Source organism: Paenibacillus sp. FSL L8-0435, assembly GCF_037965655.1.
In the GTDB taxonomy this organism is placed as follows: domain Bacteria; phylum Bacillota; class Bacilli; order Paenibacillales; family Paenibacillaceae; genus Paenibacillus.
In genome coordinates this window covers 4,336,225-4,354,371 of the sequence record NZ_CP150185.1, presented here as the reverse complement: position 1 = coordinate 4,354,371, position 18,147 = coordinate 4,336,225, and the positions used below count along the sequence as shown (strand labels likewise).

General features: G+C 45.0%; 21 protein-coding genes. 13 read left to right on the top strand and 8 right to left on the bottom strand.

Going from position 1 to position 18,147, the window contains the following annotated elements; all coding sequences use genetic code 11:
* Positions 1-15: 15 nt before the first annotated feature.
* Entirely contained in the window at positions 16-717 is a 702-nt protein-coding gene (locus NST33_RS19305) for a Crp/Fnr family transcriptional regulator (RefSeq protein WP_076210005.1), read from the bottom strand.
* Between the two features lie 70 nt (positions 718-787).
* Between NST33_RS19305 and NST33_RS19300 the strand changes: the two genes are divergently transcribed.
* On the top strand, positions 788-1,516 hold the full coding sequence (locus NST33_RS19300) for a YwiC-like family protein (RefSeq protein ID WP_313771435.1): 729 nt from the start codon (positions 788-790) through the stop codon (positions 1,514-1,516).
* 138 nt (positions 1,517-1,654) lie between these two features.
* Entirely contained in the window at positions 1,655-2,380 is a 726-nt protein-coding gene (locus NST33_RS19295; protein ID WP_076210006.1) for a hypothetical protein, read from the top strand.
* A gap of 133 nt (positions 2,381-2,513) precedes the next feature.
* Here NST33_RS19295 and NST33_RS19290 read toward each other — a convergent pair whose 3' ends face one another.
* From NST33_RS19290 to NST33_RS19280, 3 genes are all read right to left on the bottom strand, one after another.
* Entirely contained in the window at positions 2,514-2,939 is a 426-nt protein-coding gene (locus NST33_RS19290) for a YlbF family regulator (protein WP_076210007.1), read from the bottom strand.
* A 146-nt stretch (positions 2,940-3,085) separates the two neighbouring features.
* Positions 3,086-3,772, bottom strand: coding sequence for a Crp/Fnr family transcriptional regulator (locus NST33_RS19285; protein WP_221820446.1), 687 nt, complete (start codon positions 3,770-3,772; stop codon positions 3,086-3,088).
* 49 nt (positions 3,773-3,821) lie between these two features.
* Positions 3,822-4,817, bottom strand: a complete 996-nt coding sequence (locus NST33_RS19280; protein ID WP_221820448.1) for a multicopper oxidase domain-containing protein — start codon at positions 4,815-4,817, stop codon at positions 3,822-3,824.
* Between the two features lie 280 nt (positions 4,818-5,097).
* On the opposite strand from NST33_RS19280, the gene NST33_RS19275 reads away from it, so the two are divergent.
* Genes NST33_RS19275 through NST33_RS19245 form a run of 7 tightly spaced genes read left to right on the top strand, consistent with a single transcriptional unit; the run spans position 5,098 to position 10,141 of the window.
* A complete protein-coding gene (locus NST33_RS19275; protein WP_221820450.1) occupies positions 5,098-5,706 on the top strand; it encodes a hypothetical protein in 609 nt (202 codons plus the stop codon).
* A 39-nt stretch (positions 5,707-5,745) separates the two neighbouring features.
* Positions 5,746-6,399 carry a hypothetical protein gene (locus NST33_RS19270; RefSeq protein WP_221820452.1) on the top strand — a complete coding sequence of 218 codons (654 nt, stop codon included), beginning with the start codon at positions 5,746-5,748 and terminating at the stop codon, positions 6,397-6,399.
* Positions 6,396-6,956 carry a hypothetical protein gene (locus tag NST33_RS19265; protein WP_221820454.1) on the top strand — a complete coding sequence of 187 codons (561 nt, stop codon included), beginning with the start codon at positions 6,396-6,398 and terminating at the stop codon, positions 6,954-6,956. The genes NST33_RS19270 and NST33_RS19265 overlap by 4 nt, the downstream gene beginning before the upstream one ends.
* A gap of 45 nt (positions 6,957-7,001) precedes the next feature.
* Positions 7,002-7,736 carry an SMI1/KNR4 family protein gene (locus NST33_RS19260; protein ID WP_221820457.1) on the top strand — a complete coding sequence of 245 codons (735 nt, stop codon included), beginning with the start codon at positions 7,002-7,004 and terminating at the stop codon, positions 7,734-7,736.
* 21 nt (positions 7,737-7,757) lie between these two features.
* Positions 7,758-9,059: a hypothetical protein gene (locus NST33_RS19255; RefSeq protein ID WP_221820459.1), complete on the top strand. Its 1,302-nt coding sequence runs from the start codon at positions 7,758-7,760 to the stop codon at positions 9,057-9,059.
* 32 nt (positions 9,060-9,091) lie between these two features.
* Entirely contained in the window at positions 9,092-9,514 is a 423-nt protein-coding gene (locus NST33_RS19250) for a hypothetical protein (protein ID WP_221820568.1), read from the top strand.
* Between the two features lie 21 nt (positions 9,515-9,535).
* Entirely contained in the window at positions 9,536-10,141 is a 606-nt protein-coding gene (locus NST33_RS19245) for an SMI1/KNR4 family protein (protein WP_260632695.1), read from the top strand.
* 102 nt (positions 10,142-10,243) lie between these two features.
* Here the strand turns inward: NST33_RS19245 and NST33_RS19240 are convergent, their stop codons facing one another.
* Positions 10,244-10,585: a hypothetical protein gene (locus NST33_RS19240; protein WP_339304742.1), complete on the bottom strand. Its 342-nt coding sequence runs from the start codon at positions 10,583-10,585 to the stop codon at positions 10,244-10,246.
* Between the two features lie 109 nt (positions 10,586-10,694).
* Here NST33_RS19240 and NST33_RS19235 point away from each other — a divergent pair, with 109 nt between their 5' ends.
* Positions 10,695-11,732, top strand: coding sequence for a leucine-rich repeat domain-containing protein (locus NST33_RS19235; protein ID WP_221820463.1), 1,038 nt, complete (start codon positions 10,695-10,697; stop codon positions 11,730-11,732).
* A gap of 164 nt (positions 11,733-11,896) precedes the next feature.
* Complete coding sequence (locus tag NST33_RS19230; protein ID WP_221820465.1) at positions 11,897-12,742, top strand: cupin domain-containing protein; 846 nt, start codon at positions 11,897-11,899, stop codon at positions 12,740-12,742.
* Positions 12,743-13,211: 469 nt separating this feature from the next.
* Here the strand turns inward: NST33_RS19230 and NST33_RS19225 are convergent, their stop codons facing one another.
* The gene (locus tag NST33_RS19225) at positions 13,212-14,258 is read right to left on the bottom strand and encodes an aromatic ring-hydroxylating dioxygenase subunit alpha (RefSeq protein WP_221820467.1); all 1,047 of its coding nucleotides are present in this window, start codon (positions 14,256-14,258) and stop codon (positions 13,212-13,214) included.
* Between the two features lie 408 nt (positions 14,259-14,666).
* Between NST33_RS19225 and NST33_RS19220 the strand changes: the two genes are divergently transcribed.
* Positions 14,667-15,113 (top strand): carboxymuconolactone decarboxylase family protein, encoded by a 447-nt coding sequence (locus NST33_RS19220; protein WP_221820469.1) that lies wholly within the window; start codon positions 14,667-14,669, stop codon positions 15,111-15,113.
* Positions 15,114-15,145: 32 nt separating this feature from the next.
* Positions 15,146-16,081 (top strand): sigma-70 family RNA polymerase sigma factor, encoded by a 936-nt coding sequence (locus tag NST33_RS19215; protein ID WP_221820471.1) that lies wholly within the window; start codon positions 15,146-15,148, stop codon positions 16,079-16,081.
* A 99-nt stretch (positions 16,082-16,180) separates the two neighbouring features.
* Here the strand turns inward: NST33_RS19215 and NST33_RS19210 are convergent, their stop codons facing one another.
* Positions 16,181-17,134 (bottom strand): hypothetical protein, encoded by a 954-nt coding sequence (locus tag NST33_RS19210; RefSeq protein WP_221820472.1) that lies wholly within the window; start codon positions 17,132-17,134, stop codon positions 16,181-16,183.
* A 241-nt stretch (positions 17,135-17,375) separates the two neighbouring features.
* Entirely contained in the window at positions 17,376-17,957 is a 582-nt protein-coding gene (locus NST33_RS19205; RefSeq protein WP_237175732.1) for a spore coat protein, read from the bottom strand.
* Positions 17,958-18,147 lie beyond the last annotated feature (190 nt).

Below are 18,147 nucleotides of genomic sequence, written 5' to 3'. Positions count from 1 at the left end.
AGTAGAGCTGGGCGGTCAGGCATCCCTTTGTTGCTTCAATGCTTGTAAATCAAGAATGATAATTCGGCTGCGATCCACTTCGATCAAATGCTCTTTTGTAAGCTGATTCAGAAGCCGATTCGCTGTTTCCCTTGTTGTACCAATGGAATTGGCAAACTCCTGGTGTGTCATGGGCAGATTGATGATAATTTGGTCTCCATGCGTCTGTCCGTGTTGTTCTGCGAGCATGAGAAGGAAGGAGAGCACGCGGTTGCGCACGTCCTGACCAGAGAGTACCTGCAATTTATCCTGTAATTCTCGTATTTTGTCTCCGAGTACACGCATGATTTTGATCGCAATCGATGGAGTGCTCAGCATTAAACGTTCGAACAGTCTGACGGGTATGGCCAGTAATTCGGTAGGTGTAATCGCTTCAGCGGTAGCCGGATAGGGGTGTGCGTTAAAAAAGCCGGTGTGCGGGAACATATCTCCTGTTTTGAGAAAAGAGACAATCTGTTCATGTCCGTTCTCATCCGTTTTATATGCTTTTACGATGCCGGTACGAATGAAAAAAACAGCTTCTTTTTCGCTACCTTCGCTAAAAATGACCGTTTTCTTATGAATGCTTCTGGAAATGGCGATATCTTCGACCTGCATTAATTCTTCTGGACTAAGGTCCTGAAAGATGGGGAACTGTTGTAGAAACTCCGCTGCTGAATCTTTGTTTACCCTGCTCATGAGAATCTTTCCTCTCTGTGTTCATATTTCTAACTTCGATATCATTCAATCCTAGGAGGTTAACTGTGAAGTGAAAACCAATACGCATTCAATCGTTATCCCTCATGAACATGGCGGCTGGGCCATGGTTAGTGTGCCTTTTCTGGTAGGTGTGATTGCAAGTGGTCCGCACTGGCTGCATGCGCCCTTATTTGTAGCTTGGCTTGGATTATATCTAACCGCGTATCCCTTACTACAGTCTTTGAAAAAGAATGCCAATCGACATCGTCTCTACAAGTGGGCGGTAATCTACGGTACAGTGGCTCTAATCTGTCTGATCCCACCCGTTCTGGGTCAGATCTCACTATTATTCTTTGGCCCGGTACTGGCTGGCTTGTTGCTGGTGAACATCTGGCATGTGAGACACAAAGTAGAACGCTCGCTTACCAATGACCTGTGTGCCATGCTCGTATTCTCTCTGGGGGGAGCAGCTGCTTATCTCATAGGAGGCGGGCACTGGGACTATGGAATGGCAATCGTCGTTTTGTTCTCTTTCTTACATTTTACAGGAAGTACGTTCTTTGTGAAATCAGTCTTTCGAGAGCGAACGAATAAGCGATGGCTGATGCTAACTCGCATGGTACATATCCTTCTAATTATCATACCGATGGTGATCGGATATCCATGGATGTCTTTGGCGTATATCTATTCCGCTGTACGCACCTTCATATATGCAGGCAGAACACTGCGTCCTATGAAGGTCGGTATCATTGAAATTATTGGAGCCGTACAGTTCCTGATCTGGTCTGTTCTGTTGTAAACCGTATCATTTCATCATAGCGTGATTTTTGAACACAGCAGGTGATATAGGTCACAACGTCACAGGATTGTTTTTGATTCGTCGGCAAGGGTTAATGGAATGATAGAAGATTATTGAACAAGAGAGGGGGCGACCCGGATGTGGACTGCATTCATGTGGGGCGGCATCTCTGCCTCAGCGGTTGTCATTGGTGCACTCGCAGCCCTGTTTCTAAAGATTCCTAAACGAGTCATTGGATGGATCATGGCTTTTGGGACAGGTACATTAATCGGGGCAGCTACCTTTGAACTACTCGGAGATGCGCTGAATGATGGGGGGATTATCCCTACAGCCATTGGTTTTACGGCAGGTGCCGTCGTGTATACCTTGTTTGACCTGCTCATCTCGGCAAAGGGTGGGGCAGGGCGTAAACGCTCGGGAAGGTCAGGAGACTCGAATCAAAGCGGCTTGGGGATCTTTGCAGGCACAGTAATGGACGCTATCCCGGAATCCATCATGCTTGGAGCCAGCTTGCTGGCCGGCAACGGTGTCAGTGTGGTGCTGGTGGTATCCATTTTTGTCAGCAACATCCCTGAAGGTCTGTCGAGTACGGTTGGATTGCAGGGCAGCAAGTACAGTCGTGCGAAAATTATGTTGATGTGGTTAAGTGTATTGCTGATCTCCGCGTTTGCAGCTCTGGGTGGATATCTGTTTCTCGAGCAGCTTCCTGAGGAGATGGGGGCAGCAATTGGTGCATTTGCAGGTGGTGGAATCATTGCGATGATCTGCTCGACGATGATGCCAGAAGCCTTTGAGGAAGGCGGACCTGTCGTGGGTTTGATTGCATCCATGGGATTGCTCGTATCACTATTGTTGGATCTGTAGATGACAGAATAAGCTTCCGATCGCTGTCCACTACATAGTCGTGTAAATATTAGTTAAATCTATATAAAAAGAGTATCCGAACAGAGTGGTTTCTGATCGGATACTCTTTTTATTATTCAGACAAAAGATAATCTTAGTGGTTGCTGGAACAACTTCCTCCACACCCGCAAGCCTCTTTACCCAGTTCATTCGCTTCGGGTAGACGGTTCATTTCCACGGATTTCGTGAAATAGTGACTGATCTGCTGATGCAGCTGGCTGAACTCGCGCTGTGCATAGATGAACCGTCGAATGAGGGGATGATCATAAAGAGCGCGTTCTTCCTCTTCATATACCTGAATTTCAGAGGCAAGCAACTCAATATTTTGCCGTTCTTTCTCCTCCAGTGCCTGATGTTTCTCCATAAAACGCTCATACTGGGCTGTGGCCTGTTCATCTGCTGCAAACTGATCAATCATGTCCCGCATCTCTTTGTATCCTTCATCTTGTAACAGTAGTGAACATAACTCCTGCATTTTGTGCATAATGATCTGTTTGTCCAATTTAACAACCGTATTCATCGCAAAACCCTCCTGTAGATCTTTTCTTAACTGTATACGCTAACGTAAGCCCGCACTGTGACGATACTCACATCTGATGTGAAATATAATACTTGTCCAAATACGCTGTTATTCTGTCATCTCAGTGTTATTGTCAAATCTTTAGTTCAGTGAGTAACCTTTTCCCTAAGCTGCTCCAGTTGAAGAATAAGGATGCAGTTTCCTGTAACCTGAAGCAGCCCCTGAGTTTGCATCATGGTAAGTTTGCGACTTAGTGTTTCGGGTGTGATACCGAGTAACAGAGCCATATCTTTTTTGAAAACAGGCAAGCGGATCTCATGCCTTGCATGATTTCGGGTATGGAAATACAAAAGCAGCTTGGCAATCTTCTGTTCCGTTGTCATCGCACTGAGCGAACTGTTCCATTCATCTGTTTCGCGGAGAAGATTGGAAATGGCAAGCAGGAAATGGTAAGCAAGCTTCGGATCATGTTCAAGTAACTGGCCAAAGTCATGCTTGCTAATGGAGCAGATGGCCGAAGGCTCCAGAACTTCGGCGTTTGCCGCATGTGCTTTTTGATGTAAAAGGGAATCTTGTCCGAAAAAATCTCCGGGAAACAGAAACCGGATAATATGTTCCTTGCCATTTTCGTTGTATTTGGATAACTTCACACATCCCTGATGAACCACATAAAGCGTATCTGAACGTTCACCCTCCTGGACGATAACTTCACCTTTGTTATAAGTACGGGTATGCAGAAGGGAGGTCAGCAATGCTGCTTCGGATGGATCAAGATGTTGGAACAGAGATACTTTGGAGAAACAGGCATCCTTCGCTTCGTGTGCACAGATCATCGTTTAATCACCTCGAATGGTTCAGGATAGTCATAGCCATTGTCATGTTTCAGTGAGACATTGCGGGTCCGCCATGATCAATACCGTCCTTGGTTACACGGAGAACAGCGGAAGCTCCTTTGGCTACATGATTGAACTGATGGGTTACAATCGCATAATCGCCTTCTTCAGTTACGGTGAACTCTACGACGGCTCCACCACTTGCGGGAAGCATAACCGTCTGTATTCCATACTGGATGTTACGTGGGTTACCATCGGTATACACACGGTCCATTATTGTCCCGACAATGTGGAAGGATGAGACTTCATTGGGTCCGGCATTACTGACATAGATCCGCACTGTATCTCCTACTTTGGCTAGCAGCGGGTGCTTGGTCAATCCATAATCATTGCCGTTAAATACGACATATTCCGGTTCCCCGTTCAAAAAGGCTTCGTAATCATGTTCTTTATACCATTCACTCTGAACAAGGGTATATTCACGATCAACCAAGTGATCAGAAGGGTATCCAGCCTTGGGTTCAACAATAATCATGCCGTACATACCGTTCGCGATATGGGCAAGGACAGGTTTGGTTCCACAGTGATACATGAATACACCGGGTGAGGAGGTTGGGTAGGTGAACGTGCCTTCCTCGCCTGGCATAACATCAATAAATTTGCTGCTGGGGGCAGCATGTACAGCGTGAAAATCCATGGAGTGAGGCAAGCTGGAATCTTTATTTTTCAACGTGAACACCAGTGTGTCTCCCTCGGTCACTCGTAGAACGGGTCCAGGGACGGTACCATTAAATGTCCAAGCGTTGTAGATCACGCCTTTGGAGATTTCGATATCTGTAACCTGGGCAGTCATTTCAATATATACTGTGGTGCCTTCTTTGCGGATGATCGGGTCCACCGGGGCTTGGCTGATGGCCGTAGGTGAGATTTCATTCTGGTGAACAGGTGGAACTGTATCGGTTGAACTACAATGAGACAGAGTGGCTGTGAAAATGGTGAATACGAGTGACCATTTATATACATTCAGGTTCAGTAATGAAAACATAGCTGCACAACCTTTACTCAAGTGGTGTTTTTCACAAACTAAAAAACAGGCGTTCTTTCACTCCATTCGTTATGTAGTAATAGATTACGTTATTAGAGCAGGAATGGGTGTGATGAGGCACACACTTGGGTAAGTCGTATTAGAGTGATTCCCAATCGTCTTACCTTCGTTCCTTGTGCTGAGGAACGGAGTTTCATATAATTTTGGAGAGATGGATTGGTAAATGTTGAGTATTCTGACGCGGTGTGTGTCGTAGTTTCAGGAGAAGGGTGGATACGGAATGAAACGTTTCGAAGATGAAGGTGCATATAAGTACAGTTTCTATTCGGTTCTTCGACGGGGAGAGCGGATTGATGTGAAATGTCCCAAATGCGGTGGGCACGCTTCGATTGAACAACGGAATGATCAACTGGGTTGGAAGTGTTACGAATGTTACGCTCAAGCTCTTGAAGAACCAGTGTATCAGTATAACGCCAAGGGTAATTGTGCTGTATGTGAACGTTGGTTTAACGTGGAAGTCACGGACGAGAAGAAGACGTCTCACCGATCGACGCATGTGGAATGTCCGCATTGTGGTTCTGTTAATCAGGTTGAATTACATGCCAAGCCGACATATGAAAGGTATTTTGCCGAGATTCGTGCAGGGAAAGATCCTGTATTCGGGCTGGAATTATACTTCATGGATGATTTCAGAGGGAAAATAATATGGGCTGTGAACCGGGAGCACTTGAGTTACCTCATCGCTTATGTTTCCGCAGATCTGCGTGTAAAATACGGAAATCTGCCTATAAGAACGGCTTCACATAGTATTCCGGCTTATATCAAGGATGCGAAGAACAGGGATGTGGTTGTGCGTACACTGTCAAAGCTTCAGCACAAGACTGGATGAGAATGAAATTGAAGAGTTAAAGCCGCAAGGAGAGAAGACATGAAACTACGATTTAAATTAACTATTTTTGCAATCATTCTGGGTATGTTGATGATTCCTGCTTATTTTATTTTACAGACTTATGGCATATTTCAAAAACAGACAGTCTTATCTGACTATGCTCTCGCGGTTGATGTTAAAGGGAAGTCCTATGAAGCCTGGCCGCTGATTAACAGTTTTGCAGCGATGGATAAACAAGAGGATAACCGTCAGTTTTATTACCGGATCGATATGAGTCATATCCAATACCTATTTAATCTGGCCTATCAAGAGTATGATGTGAAGCCCGGCGGGGACAATCCGTATCTGGCTGGTACGGTAAACTATCAACGCACAGATCACAACTATGTACAGGCCGAGAGACAGTATGAGAACGCCAATGATTTCACAACGGTTTTGAATCTGTATGATCAGGATGGGCAGGTGATCTACACCTACAATAACACCGGCAAGGGAGATAAACAGCTCGTAGAATCCATTATTCATCAGGGAATGAGCCGTTCTACGAATGGTGGCGGCGGTGAAGCTGTTCGCGACCCTTATATCAATATTACGGCGTTATTTCGCGACAAGTTAAACATCGATGTGAAACTGACGGTGGATGAGGAACACAAAGTGGTTACCATTCTAATGAGCCAATCGGAGGCGAGATGATGAATGAGTATGGTGTACAACACGGACCTGCTTATCTGGAAGGATTAATTAGGAAGAAAGAAAACATAAAGTCCGCTGAAGTGGAGTGGACAGGCAAACTTCAAACGAGTGATGGTCATGATAAATTCCATATTTTTTATTATGGTGACTTAACCGAAGATGATCTGATTACCTGGCATGATTCGACACCTCTTCTTGTATATGCGGAGCATACGGTCACGGGTGAACGCTATCTGCTCATTGATACCGCCAAGCACGGATATGATGCCATGTTATGTGAGACCTATTCGGAAAAAGCACTACATGACAGACCCCTTCGTCCTTACCTGGATGTTGAAGGAGAGGACATCTTTGAAGTAGAGTTGACGGCCTACTACAATGTGCCTTGGGATGAAGAGTTTGGCGAAGATGTAGATGAAAATGGTGTATATGAACTAATTACGGGAGAGCGCATGGGGTTTGATCAGGTCAAGCGTGATGGATATGATGCCTTTGCCATTCGCATTCTGAATCGTAAAGGGGTATGGACTGAAATTGTACAGGAAGAACTGGCTTAGATTCTGTAAACGAATGAACCAAACTGAGATGGGAGATGTCAACTAATGTATATTGTATCCCGTGTACTTAAGCCGGTTCCAACAGAGGAACTGGATCACTTCGAGCAACAGCACGCCATCTCGCTACCTTTGTCGTACCGGACCTGGATTGAACAATACGGAGAGGGTACATACACGGGATGGATGAATGTGCAGAGGCCGGACCCGGAAGTGTTGAAGCCTTTTGTGGAATATGATTTTTGGATACATACGGATGATTCGCCTATAAGTCAGCATCAACTTGAGCAGTGCATCTCCATCGGCAGTTCTGTAGATGGAGATTTCCTTGCTGTTCATCCGGAAGTTGAGGGGCTGTTGTGGCTACCGCGTCATGATGAGAATATTACCTTATGGACATGCTCGGAGACTGAATTTGGTGAAACGCTGGACCGGATCTATTGTGGGTATTACCATCAGGATAAACCGATAACGCTACTATACTTTGAACCGTGGAATGAGCTGCGGAAACATACGTTTTACCATTTTTCAGGGACGGAACAAGGAAGCTCCATGAAGGAACTCGCCGATACATGCAAAACAGAATTTAAGTGGGATGCCGTGTTGGAGAATGAGTACATGTGCAAGATGTTCATGGTATCGATGGGAGGATATTTACGATTTAACTATGCAACGGGGAGAGAGGTTGCCCTGTTCTATGAAGAAAAGAATGGTGCAGAGGAGGCGACGGATAACGAAATCAGTATGTTCTTGCAGGCACATCATTGTACGGCATATGAATAGGGGCAGAGTGGAGGGGAATAGATGAGTTGGTTAAAGGAAGACATTGCAGAACAATGGCGTAATGAAGGCAAGCGTTATGCAAGGGATGTCAATGCATTTGTCCAGAGAAGTATGCAGGGAGAGCAACCGGATGAATCCGAGCTGGAGGAAGACTCCAGAAGCGGAATGAGTACTGAAGTATTCCAGATGGTGAGACAGGCCAATCTCCACGGTGATGTGGAGGTGCTTCGACGTGAGCTACCCGCAGCGACGTGGCCATTGAACGAGGCGTTTCAGGGTTCCATGCAAGCGGTCAAAGTTATAGGTTATCTGAACGAGGAAATGATTGTATGTCATACGGGGATTTTCACAGAGAATAGTCAGATATATACGATGGATCAGCACGGATGGCAGTTGATCACTCCATATACTTTTGCAGGTTGCTCATCGGATGGACTTGACTATGCGCTTGCAGGACCGGATGGGATTCGTATCATTCGTCAGCCAGATCGCAAGTTGGAAGGACAGGAGATAGCGACATATCGATGGGAAGATATTCAAGCCCGGATACAGTCGGCATTACCTCGGATTGAATCACTTGCGGACTGTGAGCATCCCGAACGGACACTTGAAGGACTTATACCTATGGATGAAGGCAAAGCACTACTCATACATTCAAGATACGGGATATATCTTGTAACGCAAGATCGATTGACCTTACTTCATCCCGATCTGGCAGAGATCGAAGAATATGAGCTAGAGGATACACAGATAGATATGGGGCATGCAGCGGTATCTCGGGATGGTCGATGGATTGCATATGGTAGCCAAGGGAGCAATCATATGGTGATGGATCGCCAGCTGAACAAGACATACTCTCTCTATCCAGAATCGAGCTACCCTCATTATGCAGCATTCACCAGTGATAACCAGACCGTCTGGTTTAACGCATGTCATTTCTATAACGGGGTCACGATACAGGTTCCGCTGGAATCAATTGCAGGCAACGAAACAAAGGAAAATTGGCCAGTGATGGATGAGAATGCACGTGTGTATGCAGCAGCTGAAATAGAGGCGGGCATGGTGCTTGGAGATGCATACGGTTATCTGTATTGTGTGAATAACAAGGGAGAGGAAGTATGGCGCCATTTTGTAGGTAGTACGATCTATTCTTTCGCCGTATCACCAGAGCGATCCAAACTTGCAGTTGGCACATATGGTGGCATGCTGCACATGCTCGATCTTCGTTCCAAAGAAATGGACGAGTACGGGATCGGTACAGGCACTCTTCGTGAGTTGGAGCGGTATGTGTTGTGGCGTGGAGAAGAACCTCTGCGCTGGTGAGGCAGCATGACAACCTGCAAAGGGGTGAACGAATGGAACGTGAAGAGGCTGTAACGTTATTAAAATGTCATTCCTTTTCCTATGATGATCTGAGTCATCCCAAGATGGAGAACGGTTTTATTGGCAGTCTGCGGCCCTTCCGTGGACAATTAATTGAGGAGAATTTTCATGAGTTGATGGAGATACTGCGGGTTCTGGCACCAGAACTTGCACAGCTTTCACTGGATCGGGAAGTCATGGCATGTCTATGGGGAATTACTCATATGGCACGTGCCTGGGCCGTTGAACCTGAGGGTATGCTTCGTAGCAACAACCTCATTTTGGACGAACAGGTGGCGTTGATGGAAGAATGGCTTAATTTGTTATCTTATGCAGTCATGATTCTGATTGAAGGCGGCGGAGAGGAAGAAGCGTTTTGGGGATATCATCAGTATCTACAAGAAGAGAAGAACTGAGATAGGGGAGGTGTGGTGAGATTGGAGCCGAATGTATCATTAAATGTGTTAATGGATGAGCTGAATCACTTGTTAAATGAGAGAATACAGGATCAAGAGATTCGGCAATTGTTCGAAGAATATCAACATCGGGAAGGTGCATCCGAGGAAAGTCTGGATCTATTCGAAAAGGAGTATGGCGTCAGGCTACCTGGCGATTTTCGTACCTTTTATCAAAGGAAAGATGGCAGTGGTTACGGGTTGCATGTGCTATACCCAGGGGATGCCGAGGAGGGTCGATGTACACCCTTTTATCTGATGTCATTGGAAGAGATTCGAGAGACCAAACAATACTTCTGTGAAGTGGATGAGAAGCTTGAAGAGTACTATTCTGAGGAGGAGATCAGCCAGTTGGACCCGGAGATCGAGCCATACCTGTTCCATAAACCATGGATTCCTTTTGCAACGATCGCCGGAGGTTCACTGTATCTGATGCTCGATTTTGATCCGACGGAGGAAGGGACGTATGGACAGATTATTATGTACGTACACGATCCGGACTTTGTTTATTTCCTAACGCCTACTTTCACTGATCTGCTCGTTATGTCGAACCGTAATTTGAAGACGATGGATGAGATTACGTATTAAAATTCCTGCACGATTAGACAATTCCTTCAATAATAAAGAAGCTGCCGAAGCAGCTCCTTCATCTAATTTGTAACTGACCTTGTATAAGTCTAATGACTACGATTACCACTGAAAGAAACGATGTCCGTGAAATCCTCCGCCTATAGGTCCTCCGTGTCCACCGGGACCACCAGGTCCACCGCCGTGAGGTCCGCCTGGATAACCACTTCCTGGGAAATGACCAGGGTGTCCACCGGGATAGCCACCACCGGGGTAACCACCACCTGGATATCCACCATGCCACCAAGGACCACCGATCGGATATGGTAGTGGAACAGGAACGATGGGCGGGTATGGATACGGATAAGGGTAAGGATACGGTGAGGGTGGCGGAGGTGGTGGATAATAAGGGTAAGGATAACCCGCAGGTTGCGGGGATGAAACTGAACCAGGGCCGTATGCCATGTAATAAGCCTCCAATGACTGGATTGATGATATCAGCCTATGCCACAGTGGTTTCAGATGATACAGCAGATTGAATATTAATGAATTATAGAGTAATGAGGGGGAACATATGGTAGCCGTAGCTTTTCACACTGATCCAAGAGGGACTGCCTATGAACTGTTGATTGACGAATTGATCGAGAAGGCAGATCGTTTCATGCTGGTAGACAGAAAATATGCTAAAGAAGCTACACCTAAAAGAGTTGCCAAAGTGTTACAGAGACTGGAGCCCTATCTAATTGAAAGCAGTAATATGGAAGAAATGATGATGAAAAGTGGCGCCATTTATTCAGAGGGGATTTATTACATATATCGTTGCACGCCGGAATCAGGGCAGATCCTTAAGGAGGAAGCCAACCGCTTTCATGACTGGTTATATCCCTCAATGCCAGATGATCTTTGTTTTCTGAACGAGGATGGAAGTGACTACTTCTACACTGTTGCTCATGAGAATATGTATGGCATGCATATTACACAAGAAGAAGCGATTGAGCTAATGGAGCGAATCACTGGGTTGTTTTTTAGATTAGATCGGCATCAGGACATTCATTGCTTACTGGACGATGCGATTAGACATCAGACGGATGTGCTGAATATTAGTTCACATTACTTGAAAGAGATTCCGGAACGTATTCGGGAATTAAAGCACTTGAAACGTTTGACGATTTTTGAGCAGGATGTTTATACGCTTCCTCCAGCCCTTTTTGAACTGACTTCATTGGAAGAATTGGAGATCATGACTGCGGATTTGGAAGGTATTCACCAAGACATTGGAAAATTGAAACAACTTCGAGAGCTTAGAATTTATTGCGGTAGTTCTTATCATGTTCCTACCGGGTGGAAGCCAAAGGAAAAGTCGGATCTTGGTCTGAAACATATTCCATCCGAGATTGGTGAATTGAGCGAACTCGTAAATCTGGATATTGGCTACTCGGGCATACGTGAGCTTCCGCCTGAACTGGAGAAACTAAAAAAACTACGTTATTTGAGTGTAACTAATGGTTTGATCGAGGGAATGCCAGACATGGTCAAGCGAATGAGTTGGCTTCAGAGTGTAAATTTGAATAGTACTCCATTAGGGATTAGTTGCGAGGACTTCCCCGACTGAGCAGAATCTTAGTAACAAATAGAGCCCTGCTCGGGATGTCCGAGTCAGGGATATTTGTTATGCGACGATAACTTGGCGGAAATGGGCTCACGAATCTGGGCGCTGGGCATAAGCTGGGATATAGGTTATGACCTAAACCGAGAGCGAAGGGCAGGCGTTTTATTTTGGCAACCTCATATATGGATTTTACTTTACCAACCACCGAATTTACTTACGATTTGAGCAAAAATCCGTTATTCAAAAAGGACGAGAACAACTATATTAACGCACTTTCCATCAAACAGTTGAACACATTGGGCAATGCTTCTTTACTGGATATTTTCCTCAGCACTGGCAATGTGGTTGAACCACACATTCATCAGAATGCAACTGAACTGGTATACTGCATCAGCGGTTCGGCCGTCGTGTCCCTCATTAATCCGTTTACCAATGAATTGCTTCATTTCCCGATTACTCCAGGGCAGGTGGCTAATGTACCTCAAGGTTGGTGGCACTATGAAATGGCTACTGTAGATCATACACACTTACTGGCGATCTTCGATGCACCTGTGCCTGAAGCGATATTTGGCTCAGACATCTTGCGTCTTACCCCTGCGAATGTTCTGGCTCATACGTACTGTCTGGACGAGACAAAAGTTCAAGAAGCGCTCGCCCCCATCCAAAAAACAGTGATTATTGGCCCACCGGCAGATTGCCAGGCTTCAACTGCCCCTGTCTCTAACAGTGCTCCAAATGTGAATCATCAGCCTTACGTAATGCCGAATGTACAGCCAAACATGCAACCAAACACACAACCAAACACACAACCAAACACACAACCAAACACACAACCCAATGTACAACCAAACATGCAGCCCAACACACAGCCAAACAACCAACCAAACATGCAACCTTACGTGAACCGTCTTCCGTATTGGGGCACTTGGGTTGATCCACGTATTATTCATGAGCCGGGCTGTCCGTATTATAGAGAGCTTCCTATGAATACGAATAATCAAGAGGAAAGATGACGTTAATGAGGCAAGGTTTATTTAATACACATAGGTACTTCAATTAAATTAGGTAAAGCAAAAGAAGCGTCCGCGAAGGAACGCTTCTTTTTTTTTGATTAAAGGTGTCTTCAAATCTGTTGAAAGCCGATGCATACCTGAACGTGTCCGGGAGCATGGAGTGCTAACGAATCGTAGGCGTCTTAATCATTGATTTGAAGCGTGCCCAGAAATCTAAAGAATCTGAGACACGTTATATCAGAATAAACAGCCGTATGAAGTGTTTTATCGGGGAATTTTGGGAAATAACGAGTCTGGGATTCCTTACAATTTAAAAAGAGAACCTAGAGGCCAAATTAGATGTCCTGAGTTCCTAAGAAAATTTTCAACACATTCCCCCAGAGTCCGCAGGATGGTACTTCAAGACTTTTAGGCGCTGACATGCATCATCGATAACTTGCCTGAGGTTAAAGAAGAACACCTATATAATTTATGATGTGTAATTTCGTCCCAAGCCAAGCTCCGTTAATAATTGACGATAAGCAATCGAAGTACGGTCTGCGGGAATATGGGCCTCGGCATGCAGATCAAGGGGCAGATCCTCCGGTTTCTGTGACTCGACCATCTCGCGGTCTTCTTCAAATACCTGCAAGTTGAACTTGATTGTGTCTTCAATTGGAGCGTCTTTGTCAAAGTTGCGTGTGATTGGACAGAATAAACGTGTATAACGAGCAGAGATCGGCGAAGCACAATTCAGAATATTCAGCTTGTCGTCTCCTGGGAAATGTACCGTAAGAGAAGCCGCAAAAGGTGGGAACACTCTAAACTCGCGCAGCCATTGGAAACCTTCAGGTGCAACAAGATCTTGCCCTTTGCCATAGTTACTTACCGTACTCCAATACTCGGCCAGTAACTCATTACCTTCGCGTTTCACTTTATATTGGGGGACTTCTGTGTTGTTTCGGTCACCAAACGTTTCGGTATGCACATAGGCAAAATGGGATACATCCAGGAAACCCTCCATTTGACGTCCAGAGGAACCAGCAATGTCAAAGTTGGGTGGCAAAATATTGATATAATCTGGATCATCCCATCCAGGGAAGGAGGGGATCTGTTCTTCTGTTCCGGCCAGTGTGGTCCATATTAAGCCATAACGTTCGACTGCCGGGTACACAATGAGTTTGAGCTTGGGCGAGATCTTGGAGCTTGGGTGTGCAGGTACTGCAGTACATTTTCCTTCACAATTATAACGGAAACCGTGATAAGGGCAGACAATCTCACCATTTTCTACCCAGCCTTTGCTAAGTGGAGCCCCGCGGTGAAAACAAAGATCCTTGGCTACCACAATCTGATCATTACTGCGATAGAGAACCAGCTTCACATCCAGTAATTGAGCAGCCAGGGGTTTGTCTGTTACTTCGGTTACCTGTGCTACCGGGTACCAATATTGGGATAATACATGCCAGTCTTCAGCAGTGAACGTACACCCTCTAGGTAATTCGGAAGTCATCGTATGGTTTGCGTTGGAAGTTATCATAGGAAACACTCCTTGCTGATATGGATAAACGATTCGCTTTTTTATGTCAGAAAAGTTAACTTGATTAGCCGTATGTTACTACTCTTTTGGTCAAAGTATCAATATATCCAACCTACTTTTGGTTGAAATCACAAACGGTACAGCTAAAACAGTACATGAATACGGAAATTTTCGGATTTACATTACGTCAGATGTTAATTGTAAAAAAGAGAACAACCTTTTAGTATGTTTTTCCATTACTGATTATTGACTCCATGGAGGTTGTCCTGGCATCAGAATCTCAGTGTGAATATTTGTTAGTTGAGCTGAAATCCTTGTGGGCATAAAAAGATTTTCGCAAAAAATGTCACAGATCCCGGCTGTCATTTGTCTACAGTATGTAAACCAAATAACGGAGGCGAATGAGAAATGAATTTAAGAACGAATTACAGAGCAGTGAGTCCAGGCGCATTTAAAGCGATGATGGCAATGGAGCAATATATTTCCGGGCAATTTGAAAATAAAGTATTGTATGAGTTGTTAAAAATCCGAGTGTCCCAGATTAATGGCTGCGCCTTTTGTCTCGATATGCATGCCAAAGATCTGATGAAACTGGGAGATTATGCGGATCATATTCTTTTGCTGAGTGTGTGGCGTGAAGTGCCTTTCTTCACGGATCAAGAACGTGTTATGCTGGAGCTGGCTGAAGCTGTGACTCTAATCTCGGAACAGGGCGTACCCCTTGCGTTGTACGATAAGGTTCGTGAACATTTCAGTGAATCCGAACTGGTGGATCTGATCCTGGCCATTAACACGATTAATAACTGGAACCGAATTGCGATTACAACTGGGATGTATCCGGGTTGCTTTAACTAAAAATACACGTACCACGCCAGAGGAGGCTTCTTATGAATTCCAATCTCCACGCCAATGAGCCAGAAGTGTCTTCTCTGGATGTTGGTGAGTTGTATATTCGTTATAAAGAATATGCATTTTCAATAGCTTACCGCATGTTGGGTAGTGTGGTAGAAGCTGAAGATATTGTGCAGGATTGTTTTGCGGGGATTCAGAGCACGTCTGCTCAGGATATTCGAAATCCCAAGTCCTACATCGCCAGATTGGTCGTGAACCGAAGCTTAAATCTGCTAAATTCCGCGCGTAATCAGCGGGAAAGTTATGTTGGTGAGTGGCTGCCAGAGCCGATAGGTGACAGTGTAGAGGCGAACATGCCAGAGGAAACGATGGAGAAAAAAGAACTGATTTCCTACGCCTATCTGGTCATGTTGGAGCGTCTATCGCCCATGGAGAGGGCTGTTTTTGTCCTTCGTGAAGCGTTCCGATATGATTATGCCGAAATAGCGGATTGGCTGGGCAAAACGGAGAGTAACTGCCGTCAAATCTTTAGCCGTGCCAGACGAAATCTGCCCGAAAGACTACCACCGATCGAGCAGAGTGATGCGGATATGATAGCCAAAGGTGAATTGCTGAGCCGTTTTACAACGGCATTCCTTCGTTATGACATCTCTGCCATGCTCGAGTTACTGGCGGATCAGCCTGTATTTACAGCAGATGGAGGTGGCGTTGTGCATACGGTTATGAGAACAATGAACGTGCACAAAGGTGTGCTTGCACTCCTGACCTCACGGCGTGTCCTTACGCGATTGCGTGAAAGAGAATGGGTACCCATGTGGATCAATGGCGAGCTTCAACTCGCATTGATGAAAGAAGGGCAGTTGTCCGAGGTACTCTGTTTGGAGTTGGACGCTTCCGGAGAGCGGATTGAGGGCGTGTATCTCGTTGTAAATCCGAACAAACTTACATCAATAGACACTTCAACTCTTTGATCCAAACGTAGGGACTTGATATGTAAACTTAAAAGCGGCAACCTCTGTCTCGAGGACTGCCGCTTTTTTGGCATTCACATTTTGCGATTCAGCATCCGATCATTCACGGGCAAATTGTTGTTGAACAGGTTCAATGATTGCTCTGACTTCAGGTGTAAGCTCATCATTGTTCTGATTGAGGACCAGTAAAATCTTTTCCATAGTGTCCAGAAGAAGACTCTGCGTATTGTGCTCCCGGTAAGCCAAAGTTTTCTCGTAAGCCTGTTTCACCTCAGGGTCCATGGTGCGGATTTCTTCATCCGTGTACCAATCATAAGCAGGCGTGTTGTCACTTCCGTAAAAGAGATAATCCACAAATAACCCTTGCTTCACTGCTGATGTGCGATTGGAATTCGGATAGTTGTTCAAAAAGGCTTCTTTCTCCAATGCACGCTGGATTAATTCGTTCCAAGAGATGATAATGCCCCCATCTGAAGTTGTCATTTGGTTGGACTCGGTAGCCATAATATCAATGTATGCAGCAATATCAGCCTTAACAAAAGGTTTGAACTTTTGATATATCTCATAATTGATGATGGGGTAATACAAGCCTTCACTGGTTTCCAGTTTGAACCCGAGATCTGAAGCTTCCTGCAAAAGTTTCTTCACGGTCGGATCTTTAATTTCTTTGAGCAGACGACTATATGTAAGCTTCTGTTCGTAACCAAGTTGTTCATGGGCTTGAGATATGGCCTGCTGAAATTGTTCCGTATACATTTGGTGATCCATATCAGCCAATTTCACGTTCTGCATGTTCTCCAATTGCAGTGTCATTAGTGTGGCCTGCCAAGGGTCGACTTTATCGATATGATTCATCAAGTATTTACGCGCTTTAACCAGACTTTCTGTGGACTTTACTGCTTCTGTTCGATAGGCTTGGAATTGATGATACACCGCTTTGGAAGCGGGAACAGGTGCAGCTAGTGTTGTTGAAGGTGTGATTATTGCGCCAATGGCAGTACAGCCGAGAGCCATAGCCAGTAAACCCAGTTTAGCAGGTTGATTCCATCTCATTTGTATACCTCCCCATAATGAAGAAAAAGCCATTTGAATTCTCGTATAACCGCATTTCACCGTATTTTATATGTATGATCCGTATGTTGAATATGTACGGGTTTGTCTTTGATTAAACCAGTTTCTGGTAAGCGAATCAAGTGTCTTCAGTAGGAAAATGAGTACAAATCATTAAAGAACAGCCCCTAAAACCCGCATGGGTTGAAGAGACTGTTCTGGGGAAGCGGATTTTATTTTCTAATTAATGAAGTGGTTTATTGTTAATAGGCATCTGAGGTGCTCCGGTTGCTGGAATGTATGCCTGAAGCATCTGTTGTGTATCACTTGGAGTGAGTTGAGGTACTTGATAATAGGCGTTTTTATTCTGGAACATGAAAATTTCATAGGCCATCTCGATAAAATGCTGGATCTGCGAAGCGACGACTCGGCGAACCGTTCCATTTGTGATCTCGTTGCAGGTCATGCCGAGCAGACTGGCATGTGATTTGATCAGTCCCAGCATATGACCGCTAATGCCGGCATCCTTTACATCAGCCAAGCTCTGATTTGGCTTTTTCGGTGCTGATGGCTTAAGGCCATATACCGGTGGTACGATGTTGGGGATCATGTAGGTTGCCGTCTCTTCATGAGGCTTCTGTCCGGATGCAAAACACTCTGCTGTCAGATTGTACTGGGATAAGATGAAATTGTACTGCCGGTCCAGAATGCCAATCAGTTCCTGGCTCTGCACAAATGTACGAAAGATCATGTATTGATCCAGCACGTTAATGGTGGAGGACAGAATCTCATGCACATCGAACATCTCATGGCCGCCATGATTCATGTTAGGGGTGACATTTGGATTAGCATTTAATGTGGGTTGTACTAAATTCTGAGGGTTCATGGAATTTGGATTCATTGTAAATTTGATTCTCCTTTGGTAAATGGTATGATTCTAGTATGCTTGGAGAGTAGTAAATTTATGTATTGTGTATGGATAAAAGCGTAAGCACAAATAGGAACAGGTATGGTGG

Bases quoted from the DNA above. Each gene is read 5' to 3' on its own strand.
- NST33_RS19290 (WP_076210007.1), bottom strand. From the start codon at position 2,939: ATGAATACGGTTGTTAAATTGGACAAACAGATCATTATGCACAAAATG.
- NST33_RS19250 (WP_221820568.1), top strand. From the start codon at position 9,092: ATGGAACGTGAAGAGGCTGTAACGTTATTAAAATGTCATTCCTTTTCC.
- NST33_RS19285 (WP_221820446.1), bottom strand. From the start codon at position 3,772: ATGATCTGTGCACACGAAGCGAAGGATGCCTGTTTCTCCAAAGTATCT.
- NST33_RS19255 (WP_221820459.1), top strand. From the start codon at position 7,758: ATGAGTTGGTTAAAGGAAGACATTGCAGAACAATGGCGTAATGAAGGC.
- NST33_RS19215 (WP_221820471.1), top strand. From the start codon at position 15,146: ATGAATTCCAATCTCCACGCCAATGAGCCAGAAGTGTCTTCTCTGGAT.
- NST33_RS19205 (WP_237175732.1), bottom strand. From the start codon at position 17,957: ATGAATCATGGCGGCCATGAGATGTTCGATGTGCATGAGATTCTGTCC.
- NST33_RS19270 (WP_221820452.1), top strand. From the start codon at position 5,746: ATGAAACTACGATTTAAATTAACTATTTTTGCAATCATTCTGGGTATG.
- NST33_RS19235 (WP_221820463.1), top strand. From the start codon at position 10,695: ATGGTAGCCGTAGCTTTTCACACTGATCCAAGAGGGACTGCCTATGAA.
- NST33_RS19225 (WP_221820467.1), bottom strand. From the start codon at position 14,258: ATGATAACTTCCAACGCAAACCATACGATGACTTCCGAATTACCTAGA.
- NST33_RS19280 (WP_221820448.1), bottom strand. From the start codon at position 4,817: ATGTTTTCATTACTGAACCTGAATGTATATAAATGGTCACTCGTATTC.
- NST33_RS19295 (WP_076210006.1), top strand. From the start codon at position 1,655: ATGTGGACTGCATTCATGTGGGGCGGCATCTCTGCCTCAGCGGTTGTC.
- NST33_RS19210 (WP_221820472.1), bottom strand. From the start codon at position 17,134: ATGAGATGGAATCAACCTGCTAAACTGGGTTTACTGGCTATGGCTCTC.
- NST33_RS19220 (WP_221820469.1), top strand. From the start codon at position 14,667: ATGAATTTAAGAACGAATTACAGAGCAGTGAGTCCAGGCGCATTTAAA.
- NST33_RS19305 (WP_076210005.1), bottom strand. From the start codon at position 717: ATGAGCAGGGTAAACAAAGATTCAGCAGCGGAGTTTCTACAACAGTTC.
- NST33_RS19240 (WP_339304742.1), bottom strand. From the start codon at position 10,585: ATGGCATACGGCCCTGGTTCAGTTTCATCCCCGCAACCTGCGGGTTAT.
- NST33_RS19260 (WP_221820457.1), top strand. From the start codon at position 7,002: ATGTATATTGTATCCCGTGTACTTAAGCCGGTTCCAACAGAGGAACTG.
- NST33_RS19275 (WP_221820450.1), top strand. From the start codon at position 5,098: ATGAAACGTTTCGAAGATGAAGGTGCATATAAGTACAGTTTCTATTCG.
- NST33_RS19265 (WP_221820454.1), top strand. From the start codon at position 6,396: ATGATGAATGAGTATGGTGTACAACACGGACCTGCTTATCTGGAAGGA.